Origin of the sequence: Natrarchaeobius halalkaliphilus, from assembly GCF_003841485.1 — an archaeon.
GTDB lineage: Archaea > Halobacteriota > Halobacteria > Halobacteriales > Natrialbaceae > Natrarchaeobius > Natrarchaeobius halalkaliphilus.
The window spans coordinates 184,167-199,053 of sequence record NZ_REFY01000001.1 but is presented as its reverse complement, the minus strand read 5'-3'; the positions used below and the strand labels follow the sequence as shown (position 1 = coordinate 199,053).

The following is a 14,887-nucleotide window of genomic DNA, read 5'->3' as shown; positions in this document are numbered from 1 at the left end:
CCTGTGGCTGTTGGAAAAGGGGAAGCCTCGTCGGAGTGGGTCTGTCCAGCGTTTCCGCTGTGAGACATCCGGTAATACCACCTCCAAGAACTTAATTGTAGTGGATATGCGCTGTATTTTAATTTGTAAGTTTCGTATATGAGAAGTTATCCCAATGAATGTGGTATTCCAATGGCAAGTAAGAAAATTGTGCAGGTAATGTGGATGTAGTATCTAGTTAGGAGCTTGAAAATAGATGATTGAAATCCCTAACTTCATTTCACAAAAGTACAGATTTAGAAATCTAACCCAATCTGCCGAAATATCTACAATGAATGGAGACATTACCAGATTTTACCTAGGCGAAACGAATATTTCCCTAATTTCTCCAAATCTATCATCAGCGGTATGGGTGTATCCACGGGTAGTTTCTGCACTTGCGTGATTCGCAACCAGCTGCCGATACGAAAGGTCCACACCCGCGTCAGCGAGAAGCGTAATGAACGAGTGGCGAAGCGTATGCGGCGTCACACGATGCCACTGGCGTGTCTCGTCCTCAGGTTCCGTTGCCGTGCCCTGCTTTTTCGAAATCCGTGATTCTCCGATTACCTCTTGCAACCCTGCCCTATCCGCTGCATCGCGAATAATCTGATTCAGGCTGCCATTCGTTTCGAGCTTCAGGCCACATTGGCTCGGAAACACGTACGGGCTCTTGTCTGCGCTCGCGTAGCCAGCCCGATGATGGCGAAGCCAAAAATCTAACTCATACGACAACTCCTCACTCATCGGGACATCATACGGATCTGACCCCTTGGGATTCAGTACATGAATCTCCAGATTATCGAAATCTAAATCCGCGATCCGAAGCTCCCGCAAATCCGAGTTTCGAAGACCTGTCTCGACTGCAACCACCGCCATGAGTCGATTTCGGTAGGAATCGAACGCGTCGAACAATCGCCGTAATTCCTCTCGCGACAAGGCTTCCCGCTCAATTGGTTCTGGTGTCCGATATCGACTCACATCAATGTCGTCCAACCGCAGTGGCTCCAACGAAAGCTCATCGCCAACCTCTGTTCGAAGCCGAATATACTTGTACAGTTCACTAATCGTCGCGACTTTGCCTTCAATCGTTGACTGACGATTTCCACGCCGGACACATTCCTCAACGAACTCAATTACATCCGTAAACGCTGCATCAAGGACTGATATCTCACCGTCGTGGAGAAACACAACATAGCCACGAAGATGAGACTCGTACGTGTCTGTGGAACTCGTAGATAGCTTCAGATCCGCTGCGTGCGCTAAATACTCTCTTGCGTAGTCATCCGGTACTCGAAAGCTATCAGTCATGCTAGGCTGGTTCATTGTCCCGTCTCTCCATCTCCTGGCGAATTGACCCAACCAGCGAGCCCGAATCTCTGTTGCTCGTCCGTTGTCTCGACCACAAGCCCGTGGTCGACCAGTTGCGAAAGATCCGCCTGAAGCCGTGGTGGAGACAACTCAGTTTGCTCGAGAAGATCCTCCAGTCGCAACGGTGACGAAGCATTGTCCAGTACTTCAACGATAGCTGGCATCCCGTCCGCCATCTTGATCCCCCACTGGACTGACTGTGCTATCCCCTTCTTCTCGTTCTTAGCCGTCTCGATAGGCAACTCGTCGACATTCATTTGAATTTTCTGAACCCGCTGTTCTAGCCCGTCTAACTGCCGTTTGATCTGGTGTGCGGCGAACTCTCCCTCTCCTTCCAAGTTCTCACGGTGACTTTCAATAGCTGCACGCAGGCACAAACTCACGTTCCCTTGGTAGTGCCGTGTGGCCATCTCCTGTAACATCTGGTCAAGTACCTTTGTGATCGTGAACTTCCGACGCACGAACGTCGGATTCCTTTCAGTCATGGTCACTCACCACCGTTTATTCTCTGAATAGCAGTACTGGTGAACCATCTGCTGGCTGTGTTCATAGCGCCACCCCCTCGAGCGAATTCCCGGGAACCAACCGATACACTTGCGTCCACACCTCCCAGATGCGTTCTACTGTCCCTGTGTTCACGACCCGCTGTTGATCGTCATCTGTCACACGTGGACGCCGCCATTCCTCCTCAGCAAGCCCGTAGTCACCAAGTGCTTGCCCGAACTGAGACTGTAACTGGGACTCGATGTCGATGTGGGCAAACCCTCGAAGCGACGGCGTCTCAACGTCACCTGATACTAGAGCCGCTCGAAGACGTTGTATCGTGGATCGGTCGGGGGTGATGAGCACTGTGCCTTGGTAGCGGTATGTACGCAACTCGTTGAGTAATTTGGAGAGCAACTCGGTCTGGGAATGGACGTGCTCACCTGATAGACTCGACGCGGTCGTTTCAACCAACGTCTCCGGATTCCCAACACCGAGTTCCCAGTACTCTATCTCCGCGATAGAACTCTGCGAATCCTGGTGGTGGTCAGGTTTCTCGGCCTCGCCAATGATGAGGAACAGCCAACTCTCCCGGAGATCGTCAAGGTGCAGCCAGCTACCTCGAGACACAACGATCACCTCCTGTTTTTTGGGGAGGTATGGAATCTGCCCTCAATGTGGCTGGTACACCGTCATCGCAGCAAGATGGGCAGAGAGGCGGTTCCGATACGTTTCCAGTCCAGTCAGGTGAATTGTGTGGATAGGTTCTATCGCAACGCTCACATCGCCAATCGTGTACCCCAAATTTGTCCGCCAATTCTGGATACCGTTCTGAAAGGGTTGGTGTGACCTTTGCATCCTCGTGGCCCTCTAAATACTCTCTCACTACCTCTTTAGGGTACTCATGGAGAGGTAGCAATCCGGTAGCATCTACGTCCTCGTAACTTGCACTACCTCGTCCGCATCGCTCTCTATAAGAGCAAGAGCTACATTCCCAACTGTACTCCGGGGCTGCTGGTGGCAGATCTTCGTTGAGACGGTACGTCGTGTGTGTCTCCACCCACTTTAGAACTGTGTTGCGCCAAAACCAGGGATCGAATTCGATGTGGAACGCTTTAGCGTTGAACGTTTTTCGACTTCCGTACAGGATGACGGCCTCCGATACTGTCCGATCGTATTTCTCGGACAATCCTTTCATGTACGCATGCGCTTGAGCCCGATGGTGCTTGTTGGGCGACCGGACGTTTTCTACCGATTGCTTGGTCTTAATTTCCGTGAGGAGCAACGGTTCTCCATCTGTATCCACGATTACTGGATCCGTTTCTCCTTTGATCTGAATGTCGCCGATATCCGTCTGGGCAGTAAAATCAACCCACAGCGAGTTCGTGACGTACTCCTGGTCGTTGACAACAGTCTCTTTGAGAAATTTCACCACGAGATCTTCCTCGAACCGTGACCCAAACCAAAAGATCCCTGTTGGATTTGGTTTTTCTGCCGGCGCATTGTGTTGACGGTATGCGATTTTTCGGTGGCATTGCAGTATCTGGCTTGGACTATGTTTTCGGGGTGACGGAACCGACGGTGGCCCGTTGAAATACGGCTTTCCGTTTTCGATGTTTTTTCGGAATTCCCGCTCCTGATACCAGTCTTGAAACTCCTTTCCAGAGATTTTATCGACCAGATTGGGGTCAGACGACCCGGCTCTAGTCGTCTCCTTATCTATTTCTCCCATGTTGACCCCCTCGCCTGCTGATTTGGTTACAAACCATACAGGTGAGTGCCAACGAGAAATCACTTGATCAATCGCCAATTGTGGTTACGGACGCCAGTAATGTAGATAACATGGATAGGTAAAGGAAACATCACTTACTCAAAGACTTTCAAATCAATTCTGTCGAGTTACTCGATAGAAAACGTACTAAAGCGGTGTTGTCGATATTCTTTCTCTCTCCCGGATCTGTTAAAAATCTCAATGGCTGATAGAACGCGGGTGCTGAATATAGAGGATCTATCTACAGGCACTCAGCATTGTACGTTAGCATCAGTTGCTGAGTGAACAAAGAGGTGGTCGATCGCGTTTATGGGGTCCGGGGCCGCTTACTCGGGAAGCGGGCCGGGGACGACGGTCCGCCTCTCTCGATCACAGAAGCAAGTCGCGCGCGAACGGTTGGTCGAAGCATCGGCCAGCGCCTCGACGACACGGTCCGGACAGAGGACATCGAGCGCGTGAGCCTCCTCATTGAGCGGCCCCTCGCCGATATTGGCATCGCCCCGAAAGATGCCTCTGCGTTCGGTGGTTCCCCGACAGGCCCTGTTGAAAACATTGGCATCAAAGACCACGATCGATGTCTCCTTCCGACGAAGCAGCGCGATAGTAGGCCTACATTGCGGTTGAGACTCCACTCAGTGAATAAAGTGTGGAGTAGCAGCAACTATGCTAGTCCTGGTAGTTGGGCTTGCATGGCTGTCCGAATCTTGTTTTGCGCCTTCGTCTCGAACTCCTCATAGCTCTCCCCACCAAGCGGGACTTCTACGACACGCAATTCGGTAATCGAGCTGTCGTCGTACTCATCATCCGAGAGTTCGTACACGGTCTCGATTTGTCCCCCCTGCTCTGGATAGAACATGATTGCGGGCCCACCCACTTTCCGCTGATAGCTTGTCACCTGATAGAGATTATTCCGTTTTGGCGAGCTATCCTCTCTCCATTTTGCATCAGCAACCCACACGGGATTTCCTCGGCTCCGAAGGAACACGTCTGGCTGCATTCCCTGTAGGCCATTGCCGAACTTATCTCGCAATAAATGTCCGATGTCACGCTTGACTGATGATTCTGGATCGCCGTCTCCCTGGATGATGTATCTAGATCCGCGAATGAGATCTGCTACGAATGAATAAACGACCTCTTCGAACAGTGTCTCAGTGTTGATCAAGACTGACTGTAGGAGGCGAGCCCGTTGGCCAAATGTGTCGATATACGTCTCGTTGAGTATCTGCTCAGCGAATTTCACAATCGGCTTATACATCTGTGTTTCCCTGGTCAGCGTGATTTGACTGGGATGAGGAGCGGTACGAGGCAGTGACACCACTCGTTGGAGGTCCGAGATTTGACGCTGCAGTCGCCGTTCAACCCTCTTATCAGAAATCTTTCGTGCCACCTCAACGGCCGCAAATAGAATGAGTTGGTTCAGTGGAATATCTGCCGTGAGATCATTGAATTGGCTCTCGAACGATGTCGCATACGGCTCTTGCTTGGAAAGTTGCTCAGCAACACGTAGCCTTCCCTTCACGTGATTTGTTGCTGCCTGGCGTGGAACATACTGCTTGTGAATACCAGCTTGGAGAAGCCGATTAACCTCTTCTGCATAGACCTCTCCAACGACCTCAATGAATGACTCTCCGACGGAGAAGCCAATTTCCTGCGAGCCGGTGACGAGTTCCTCACTTATTCGACCAGCCTTCGCAAGGAAATAGAGAGGTTTGAATCCGTCAAGCGAGCTTTTCGGGAGCACTTCGAGAAACGCTCCGCTCGGAAGGCCGATGTGCCCGATGTAGGGGCCGATCTCAACTTTTTGCTTAGTAATTGATGCGCTTGAGATGTGCTCCAGTTCCTCTAAGAAGTGAAAATCATCATCTTTGAGTCCGCAATCAGACAGATCTGTCTCGCTCCGCTCTTCGAGTGTGATTACATCCTCGCCCTCATCTGGGTTCGAACTCATTCAGTTTCGAACTCGATATCGATCTCGTGTTGATTGTCCATCACGAACATACGGAGATTCTCCTTAAGATCACTTGGAGTGAGTTTGAGCACATCGTTCGTCCCCTCCTTGACGAACTCTGCGTCACCTTCGAACACCCGCTGCTCCAACTGCTCAAGGTCATCGAAGAAATACTCCTCGAGTAGTGGCAGGATATCATAGCGCCATACATCGGCTAATTCGGTGTCTGTCGAGGTGTCTCCGTTTGATGTCATCCAGACATCTGGGTGGAGATAGGCGTGCCCGATTCGTTTTCCCTTCCCCAGACCTCGCACAGCGGTGATCTTCTTGTTGATGATTTCGAGTGCTAACACTGATGCAGCAATCATTGCTTCAGCATCGTTCCGTGATGAACCGACGAGTTCCGCTGCATCCTGCTTGTTATCCGGAAACTCTTCTATGGAGTCGTACAGCGTATCGTACTCAGGGGCGAGGGACATCGCTGCAAACCGACGTCGCAATGCAGCGTCAAGCTTCGAGATGGACTGGTCAGCGGTGTTCATCGTTGCAATGATATAGACATTCTCTGGGACCTCAAACTCTTGACCGGACTGTGAGAGTTGGCGGTTGCTTCCCCGCTTATCCTTCTCGAGAAGAGTGATGATCTCGCCGAATATTTGAGGGACGTTTCCGCGGTTCAACTCGTCGATCACCAAGACATACCGGGGTGGGAGCCGGCCGTCTGGCGTGGCATCCAGCGCTCGAGAAGCTGTGCGGCAAAACTGCTTGAATACCCCACGTTTCAGACCGTACGGTGACTTGACGGAGGTATCGCTACGTGCCTCATCTGTCCCGTTGGTTGGTTCTTCATTGTCACCACCGATGACTGAGTACCCCTCGATGAAGTCCTCATAGGAGAATGCAGGATGGAAGGTGACAGACTCCGTTTGATATGTCGTTGGGTTCGTTTCTGTCTGCTTCCCGGTCCACCACTTTGCGAATGCCTCACCGACGAACGTTTTCCCAGTCCCGGGAGGGCCATATAGAATCACCTGACCTTTCCGCTGAAGCTGACGACTGAGCTGCCGCGCAAAGTCTTGCTTGATCGACCAATTCTGATAAGACCAGTAATTGAATTGAACAGTTCCTTTCGTGTCACTGATGAATTCGTCTATCGATTCGTACTGATCTAAGATTGCAGCGTTATCCTTCTGGTCTATGCGTGCCCAGTGGGAAGTTGGGTGTGACCTCCACCCATAAACCTCGAATAGGTCATCCCGTTCAACAGCAGCTTCGCACACTTCTTCAAATAGAACATGGAGCTCATGCTCAGTATCCTGCATTTTGCCTCGGAAGGTGTCGAGCACTGTGGCGCTGGACAAATACCCCTCATCATGGTGGTGGAACAGTACGACGTCCCCCCTCCCGAGGTCTCCGACCTGTTCTTCTCGCTTTGGGTCGCAACTCCAATACCGTACAGCTTTATTCTGATATTCTTTGTGAGGAAGCGGCTCTGCCGCATCAATTGTGACATCCGTTCCGACGGTCCGTTCGTAACGCTCATCTGTTCCATCAGACTTAGCTACGTGAATTGAAACTACCTTGCGTGGTCTGTCCTCGAGAAAGGGGAGGTCGATGGTCTCATCGGGAGTCGAATTTCTAGTTCCTGACTTAGGATCTGCATTAGTAGTGGGGCCGGAATCAACAACCTCACCAGTGGTGCTACTTTGTCCCGCCTCACCTGGAACTAGTAATGAAGAAGCCTCTGGGGGTCCAATTTCTGTTTGAAAATCCTCATACACATCGTGGCCACGTTCTGTTAGTGAATATTCATGACCAGAGTTCCTTTTTGCTAGGTCCATCGACAAGAGCCAGCCTACACGTTGCTTTGCCTGAGTATTTGATTCTAAGTTTAGGTCATACAGAGTATTCAATAGTTCCTTGACCTGACTTACCCTTGCGGGGATTACAGATAAAAGTGCAATCGTATCATAGAAACCAACGTACGTTTCTGCGAATGCCCTTACCATTGACAGGGGGACCGGTTCCTTCGAAGGGCTATTCCTCCATTCTAAAATATCTACGCCCTGGTCGGTGAGCCGAATCCTTTCTACACTGTAGTCAGTACTGACGACACCCAACTCCTGCAACTGCTCAATCCAAGTGCCTGCTAATTTCGTGTTAGTGCCAGACTCTCTTTGATATCTCTCTTTCACCTCAGAAAGGTCAGGACCATACTCTCGAATACAGTGCAATACTTGTGTCGTCTTTTTCAACTTCCCGGTGGAAGTGCTTGAGAAGAGAGTTAGCTTAGTTCGTTGTTCAGAGGAACTCATGATGAATTGACGAATACATCTCAAATATAAAATATTTATGATAGCATATAAGCATCCAACCCTATACGGCTCAATTTGACCGGCTCACAACTCAGCAACCTCATTCGTCACGGTGATCTCGAACACGCGGTCGTTCCGATTGGCCCAGTTGGTTGACCTTGACCCGAGTGAGCGTGCCAACGAACCAGTGGGCGGAACAGTCGGTTTCGCTCGTCACGGTCGCGGTCGGAACTGCCGCGGTGTTGCTCAACATAGTCACCACCAGTACGTGGTGAGGCGAGGAATAGATAGAGAGAGAGACATTGATTAACACGTCACCGCGACGGTTGGAAGAGAACATGATTTCTACGGAGTTTGTCATGCTGACTATGCGCTATGTATTCAGCACAACTCCTAAAACCTATCACCGACTAAGGGTTTCAACAGACCCTCCAGCGGGTGTTCCCGCAACCAGATGTCGGAAGTGCTGAGCATCAGCAGACGCGCGACGGTGCATTCGTTGGCGACGCCAAAGAGGGATTTCAACAGCGTTCGACTCCCTTTCTATTGTTGCTCCCACAAAACTTCGATTCGCTCCTCGATGCGGTTGAGGACGAGACGGCTCACGTCGCGATGGTCAACTGGCCACTGCTCGTTTTGTGCGTCACTGCGACTCGAAGTCGGCGGCAGATGGAAGTGATCTCTCGAGTTGTGTACGTTTGGATGCCGATCCCATCGACACTTCCACGCACTATCTTGTCGTTCCTCCTGATAGTGAACGTTAAATTCGTCGTTGCGGTACCAGCGGATCTCGAGACGAGCGGATACCTCGTTCGGGTAGTACTCGTCGGACAGATCGACACGAAGGTGTAGCTTTCCAGCTGTAACGATTTCTGCCGATTGAAACATACGGCTGCCGAGAAATTGGGATCGAAGTCGCTCTAACACCGATCGGTCGATTGGCGCAGGGCTCCGACCGTCATTCACTGGTACCATGTCAGCTGTGGGACGGAGTCGTTGAACTGGCGGCCTTTCTCCGGGCACGTTCGTGATGACGGCGCTCCTCAATAGCGGTGGCCCAATCACCGAGTTCGACATACACATCGTCGATCCGCGCCGCGTCGAACTCGAGGACGTCGACCTCGGCGGGTGAATCGACGTCGTATTCGTCGCGATACTCCTCAATTCGATCGGTCAGCGCTGAGACACGGGCCTGCAACTCGTCGACGGTATTCTCCCGCGCTAACTCGTTCACTCGACGCCACTCGAAGTAGTCATCGTTGCGCTCGTACCTGACTGGTCGCCCTTCATGCCGAATAACGATACCGAGGTCAGCGTAGAACGACAAATGGGTCCGTGCCGACTCCGCCGAACAGTCTGCTTGCTCGGCAATCTCAGCGGCCGTCATCGGCTCTCGAGCGTGTAACACCGTCCCGTATACGCGCTGCTTCGTGTCCTCACCCTCGAATGGTCTATCGAATGGGGGTGGGCCCTCGCGACGTGTGTTGTCTGTCATACTTCCATCAACGGGGCTAGCCCATATATCTCTTTCTCCACCCAAAATATATTATCTAATACCCTGCTTCTCAGGCAAATCTATGTATGCCGTTCCAAGGAGCTCACAGCCCCAGAGAGGATTTTACGGAGCCACTTTAGATTGATCACCTCCCCTCCTCGGGGTTCCAAAGCGTCTGAAACGCAGCTTGATTAAGATTGCTTAGGAGGAGAGTTATTGTGAGATTTGGGCCTGGAGCAACGGTCTGGCGCTCGGGGTCATAGATGATAACATCGGTGTCCGAAAGCGTCGATAGATGCGTCTGGGAGAGCGCGTTGTATACATTGCGGTACGGTTCACCGGTTGCACAGTCCATTGGGACATCTTGTTCTCGAGCAGCGATTTCTCGAGCGAGCGTGCGAACCGAGAGGTCGTTATCGCTCTCTGCAACCAACTCAATCACATAACGGCGTCGTGGCGCTCTGAGAGAGTGATACACCCTCGAGAGATAGTCGTCACCGCAGTTGTTACGTCCCATAATGAATTCGTTGATTGGACCTGGGAGAGCGGGTCGGCTGTGCTCCGAAGGGGATTCTCCAAGTGGTCTCTCGCATGGACGTTTGCAAACCCATTCACCAAATTAGTTCTTTTGAAAGAACTAATGATAGTTAGTTCTCTCAAGAGAATAAATGGCTAACTACGATCTAACCAGGGATTTTCATAATGAGCGATGGCCCTGGTCGGAAACCTACAGTCACTGATGACGATATCCTCGACGTCTTTCGTTCGAGTTCTGATCCCGTTCTGACTACGTCAGAAGTGGCTTCGAATTTTGATATCACGCATCGAGGTGTTCGAGATCGGTTGGAGAAACTCGAGCGAGAAGGAGTACTTGACAGCAAGAAAGTTGGTGCTCGAGGAATGGTTTGGTGGTATCCTGGTCATACGTCGACCTCTAACGCTATGTAGATCTACAGAACACTTGCCTTTGAACAAAGACAGCAACAATATTCGCGAAGAAATTTCAATACTGTAGACAAAGCCTTTGACTCGGGTACGGAGGCAGTTATAGAGGACTAGCGGCTCATGATCCCTCAGATAGTATTTGCCGACCCGTGTGATTTTAAAACGGTCGACCCTCCCCTCGATCAGACCGATTCACACCATGAAATTAAGGTGATGTTTGACGGCGCTTTGCTCCTCCGTGTTCGTGTTGGTGAGACTCCAATTAATAATCCTTTCAGTAGACGCCCTTCATCTTCTGCGTCGGACCCGCCCAGTAGAGAGAGGAAATCGAAAGAATCTCCGAGCGATTCTCGATTCCATCGTAGGATCAATTGGTGGACGTCCGGCGGCCATCGGTCATAATTTCCTAACTCGAGACAGTATCACACCATGAATTCTATTAGGTCCCTGCCTGGAATTTAGGCAAAAACTCCACATTTAGAGTGTGTTTAGATCAGACCGGCTACCCTTTCTCGAACCTCGACTCATCTGTAGCAATATACACGGCCGCTGTTTAGATGGCAACTATCAGTTATTGAAGACAGATAGATTTGATAACTGGTCATCCGAATTCAGCCGCATAATTTCAACCCCCATCGTGTTACGCCCTAGGACAGAAATGTCATCGACGGTAGCATGAATCGTACGGCCTGCCTCACTCATCGTGACGAACTCATCATCAGAGGCAGTCATCTCAACAGCCACAACGGGACCGTTTCGATCATCTGTTGAAATGTCAAGCAGCCCTCGACCGTTTCGGCTTTGCTTTCGGTAGTCAGTGATAGATGTTCGCTTCCCGTATCCTTCCTCCGTGACTGTGAGAACTTCAGGCTTGGCCTGGGTATTAACAACATTGACTGTTACTACTTCATCACCATCGTCTAATTCAATTCCTTTGACACCACGCGCCTCGCGGCCCATCGGCCGAACGTCGCCTCCATCGAATCTAATAGCCCGCCCGTACTGTGTGGTCATCAGTAGGTCCCGGCCGTCATTCATCAAGCAGGCTTCTCTCAGTACGTCATCCCCCTCTAGCTCAGCTGCTCGAATCCCGCCACGATGGATGTTTTTGAAGTCCGCCGTCTTCGTACGCTTAATGTATCCGTCTCTGCTTCCGAGGATTACGTAATCGTGAGAGTTGAGATTACGACACGTGAAGGCAGCCTGCAATGTCTCGTCTTCATTGAGGTCGAGGATCTCCGAAAGCGGTGATGGTTCGCCACCGCGACTGACCGAAGGGACCTGGTATGCATCGGCCTGATGCACTTGTCCAAGGTTAGTGAATACGTATAGTTGATCACGAGGACTCATAGCAAGTGTAGCGGTAGGTACCTCACTGTCTGACAGTGAGAGCGCCAACTCTCCTTTACCCGCACGACGTTGTAGACTCAGATGCGACAGGGCAACTCGGGCGACACGCCCGTCGGAGGTGTGCACAAGTAGATGTGGGTCATCGGAGATAGTACCCTCGCCATCAAGAGCAGCTAGAAGAGCCTGCATCTCTTCTCGAGAAAACGTGGAGGGATTCTCCTGATCGTCATGGACATCTACAATGGCCTGAGAGAGTCGACTCCGAAGTGCAACCGCATCGTCCCCTCCCGTTGGCACCTCAACGGGCAAGTGCTTTAGAATCGCAGCCAGCTCATCATCATCGAATGACGCTGCATCTTCCTCGGTTGCACGGACGGGGTTGAGTTGCTCGGCGAGTTGGGCCCGGAGTTCGGTGCGCTGTTCTTCAACTGTCTGCTGGCTTGTTTCACCATGGCAGCGCAGACATGGATCCAAAAGAGTCGGTGCCTCGGTGCTACTGACCGTTTCACGGTGGGTTAAGTCCGTCCCGCAGAATGTCTGGTCGTAGGTTTCGTATTTGAGGTGATACACCGGTGCGTTCAGCCTGACGTACTCTATCCCCACGTCGTCACTTACCTCGATGTCGATAAACGGTGGTGTCTCGGGTATTGGCATCGAGTCTGATTCTTCTTCTCCGGAAGCACCATCATTATCGGTGTCTTGGTGGTCGCCGTCCTCGTTTGGTCCTCTGCCCACACTCAATAGCGATCCCTGATCAAGAGAGAGCTCATCGTATGTCTCTCCTGAGGGATCCATGACACGAACGAGAGCGTCGTTCGAGTAGTCGAGTACCGTCTGCACGCACCGACCACAGGGCGTGTAATCATCATCCGCCTGAACTAGTACGTGAGTTATCGGAGAACTGGTTTCCGAATACGCCTTCCAGACACCAAGTTCGATGGCATGTACCGGTCGGGATGATCCTTCCTGAATGTCTATCGAGGTCGTGATTGTTGCGTCATCGGTTGCTACTACGGCTCGGACACCGTCTGTGGAGATAGCGTCGATTGCGTCGCGAAGCTCACGCCAGATATCAGTTTCCTCATCTGACTGCGTAGCAGGCGTCGCGATGTCTAAATCGGTCGCATCCAATTGCCGAACCGGTGCTGCCGATCGGTGCGGGTTGGTTCCCGACAGGTCAAGTTTTTCGTCAGTCATATCGTTCGAATGAGTCCGCGTTGATACTCGTATCGCCGGTTTGATACAGAGTGGTAAACTGCGATCCAGAGACCTCATAGCCAAACTCGTCTTCGAAAGTCTGGATCAGGGTGTATGCCGAGGGGTCATCAGTTTCAAAGGCATAATTACGGAACAGGAACACAGCCAGGGATTCGGCTGGAATGGTCTGGCCATTGCAGAGATGATGTCGGGCTAACTTCCAGTGATCTGGCTGAAGCTTCCATCTGGAGTTGTGTCCACCTTCCTCTACCTTTACGACCTTAGTAAAAGGGGAGTCAGCACGGAGTGAGGAGGGGGCGTATGTCCCTGGGACATTGTCGCTAACCCAGAGATTCTCGTCGGACGGGTTTTCCAATGGGGTAAAGGGAACGAGGTACGGTTTGTCACCTCCTGGGACTCGGAGATATTGGTTGAAAAACTCGTTATACGGGAAGGGAAGATTGTCGTCTCGACCGTGGATTTCAGCCTGTTGTTTCAGGGATAGATAACCCGGAAACATACGGTGGACTGGGCTCTCTATTAGCCTTCTGATAGCTTTCTGCACTACCGTCGTTTCAAGGATGTATCGTGTCATACTCAATCCATAAAGTTATCCAATTTTGGCTCGAAATTCGAGCGGTCAAGGTCGGTCCCCCACGCCTGATATCCAAGCGAGTATGCGGTGTTGATGGTAGTCCCGGAGCCAGAAAATGGGTCGAAAACCATTCCAGGCTGCGGGTCCACCTCACATTCACACCCGGACCAACCGACGGTTGTCGGGAGTGGGAAGGTGAATTCACGGAAATACCCACCTAGCACCTCCTTCGCTTCGTCAGCTAGTTCCTGGATTTCGTCATCGTTAGTGCCTGTCTCTTCCTGAATCTCCTTGGCTTTCCCTGCGTCGGAAATTCCGACCGCACGAATCGCCTTGAGATGTTCTTCTGTGAGGTCGGATTCTTTGAACTTCTTTAATGCCCGTTTAGCCTGTGGCCGATCCTGATTTAGATTCAGCAGCGGCCGCTCGATTTCACGGCTATGAGGCTCACCGCACTTTGGACAAACAGCAGGTGGGCAGGCTAAGGTCACGGCACGTAAGACCAGTTCACTTGGGAAGGGGGCAAGGTGACCACCGGTGTTACGGTCGTGACTCATGTTCCAGACGTCGCCCGGATTCGCGCCGTTTCCGAAGACCTTGGAGTAGCCAAAGAGATCATAGTAGTAGTCATCGTCGCGAACCAGATGGAAGATGTGCTCATGCCGGGGGACTAATCGGTCTTTCGCTGGGGAGGGGAGGCCATTCTTTTTTGCCCAAATAATATGGTTTCGAACCGTCCATCCGTCTTGTCGAGCTCTTTCTGCGAACATCCCCGGAATGCCGACCTGACTCTTTTCGTGATACTTATCTCCGATGTTGAGGAAGACTGACCCTTTCGGGTGCAGGAATTCTTCCCAGGTGTTTAGTGCATCGACAAGATCATCGACGTATTTCTCTGGGGTATCTTCTTGGCCGAGCTGATTTTCGACACCGTAGTCACGAAGCTGCCAGTACGGGGGTGAGGTAACGATGAGGTTTACCGAATTGCCTTCCAACTCCAATTTGTGACCGTCATCCTCGCGACCGCTATCGCTAGGGTGAATCTTGCAAGCGTTGGCGCGTTCCACATCGATGGGTCGGTCTTCCATTTCCGGGATATCACCTTGAACCTCCTTGACATCAGAGAAAGGAGGACCGGTGTTTTGAGCCTGAAAGTGGGCCTTCAGGCTCTCGTACAGCTTCTGCGCTTCTGTAGGGCTTATGTTTAGCTCAGAAGGAAGTTGGTCATTGGCCGAATCCTGCTCTTGACCAAGCGTGACTTCTTTTCCAAGGCACGACACGATTCTACCGAGAACATCCTCTATTTCGCCCGAGACACCCTGCTGACCGAGTAGCTCATGATTAAGGCCAGCGGAATCATCACTCATTGTTTAATCTGTGGCCGGTTGGGGGTATTCAA

At 51.5% G+C, this 14,887-nt stretch carries 13 protein-coding genes; all 13 read right to left on the bottom strand.

What is annotated here, in order from left to right:
* Nucleotides 1-333: 333 nt before the first annotated feature.
* The 13 genes from EA462_RS00970 to EA462_RS00905 all read right to left on the bottom strand — a co-directional run bounded on the left by EA462_RS00970 (nt 334) and on the right by EA462_RS00905 (nt 14,855).
* Nucleotides 334-1,344 (bottom strand): tyrosine-type recombinase/integrase, encoded by a 1,011-nt coding sequence (locus EA462_RS00970; protein ID WP_124176709.1) that lies wholly within the window; start codon nt 1,342-1,344, stop codon nt 334-336.
* Nucleotides 1,341-1,874 carry a hypothetical protein gene (locus EA462_RS00965; protein ID WP_124176708.1) on the bottom strand — a complete coding sequence of 178 codons (534 nt, stop codon included), beginning with the start codon at nt 1,872-1,874 and terminating at the stop codon, nt 1,341-1,343. Before EA462_RS00965 ends, EA462_RS00970 begins: the two co-directional genes overlap by 4 nt.
* A 61-nt stretch (nt 1,875-1,935) precedes the next feature.
* Nucleotides 1,936-2,502: a hypothetical protein gene (locus EA462_RS00960; RefSeq protein WP_124176707.1), complete on the bottom strand. Its 567-nt coding sequence runs from the start codon at nt 2,500-2,502 to the stop codon at nt 1,936-1,938.
* A complete protein-coding gene (locus EA462_RS00955) occupies nt 2,489-3,604 on the bottom strand; it encodes a CRISPR-associated protein Cas4 (RefSeq protein ID WP_124176706.1) in 1,116 nt (371 codons plus the stop codon). The genes EA462_RS00960 and EA462_RS00955 overlap by 14 nt, the downstream gene beginning before the upstream one ends.
* A 365-nt stretch (nt 3,605-3,969) precedes the next feature.
* Nucleotides 3,970-4,212 (bottom strand): hypothetical protein, encoded by a 243-nt coding sequence (locus tag EA462_RS00950; protein ID WP_124176705.1) that lies wholly within the window; start codon nt 4,210-4,212, stop codon nt 3,970-3,972.
* Between the two features lie 92 nt (nt 4,213-4,304).
* Nucleotides 4,305-5,591 (bottom strand): McrC family protein, encoded by a 1,287-nt coding sequence (locus EA462_RS00945; protein WP_124176704.1) that lies wholly within the window; start codon nt 5,589-5,591, stop codon nt 4,305-4,307.
* Complete coding sequence (locus EA462_RS00940) at nt 5,588-7,906, bottom strand: McrB family protein (RefSeq protein WP_124176703.1); 2,319 nt, start codon at nt 7,904-7,906, stop codon at nt 5,588-5,590. The genes EA462_RS00945 and EA462_RS00940 overlap by 4 nt, the downstream gene beginning before the upstream one ends.
* Nucleotides 7,907-8,449: 543 nt before the next feature.
* The gene (locus EA462_RS17845; RefSeq protein WP_394341810.1) at nt 8,450-8,794 is read right to left on the bottom strand and encodes a hypothetical protein; all 345 of its coding nucleotides are present in this window, start codon (nt 8,792-8,794) and stop codon (nt 8,450-8,452) included.
* Nucleotides 8,795-8,882: 88 nt separating this feature from the next.
* Nucleotides 8,883-9,401 (bottom strand): DUF7342 family protein, encoded by a 519-nt coding sequence (locus tag EA462_RS00930; protein ID WP_124176701.1) that lies wholly within the window; start codon nt 9,399-9,401, stop codon nt 8,883-8,885.
* A 145-nt stretch (nt 9,402-9,546) separates the two neighbouring features.
* Complete coding sequence (locus EA462_RS17955) at nt 9,547-9,918, bottom strand: DUF7344 domain-containing protein (protein ID WP_449289197.1); 372 nt, start codon at nt 9,916-9,918, stop codon at nt 9,547-9,549.
* 995 nt (nt 9,919-10,913) lie between these two features.
* Nucleotides 10,914-12,893 (bottom strand): DNA gyrase C-terminal beta-propeller domain-containing protein, encoded by a 1,980-nt coding sequence (locus EA462_RS00915; protein WP_165872000.1) that lies wholly within the window; start codon nt 12,891-12,893, stop codon nt 10,914-10,916.
* On the bottom strand, nt 12,886-13,488 hold the full coding sequence (locus tag EA462_RS00910) for a hypothetical protein (RefSeq protein ID WP_124176697.1): 603 nt from the start codon (nt 13,486-13,488) through the stop codon (nt 12,886-12,888). The genes EA462_RS00915 and EA462_RS00910 overlap by 8 nt, the downstream gene beginning before the upstream one ends.
* Nucleotides 13,489-13,490: 2 nt before the next feature.
* Complete coding sequence (locus EA462_RS00905) at nt 13,491-14,855, bottom strand: DNA-methyltransferase (RefSeq protein WP_124176696.1); 1,365 nt, start codon at nt 14,853-14,855, stop codon at nt 13,491-13,493.
* Nucleotides 14,856-14,887: the final 32 nt, after the last annotated feature.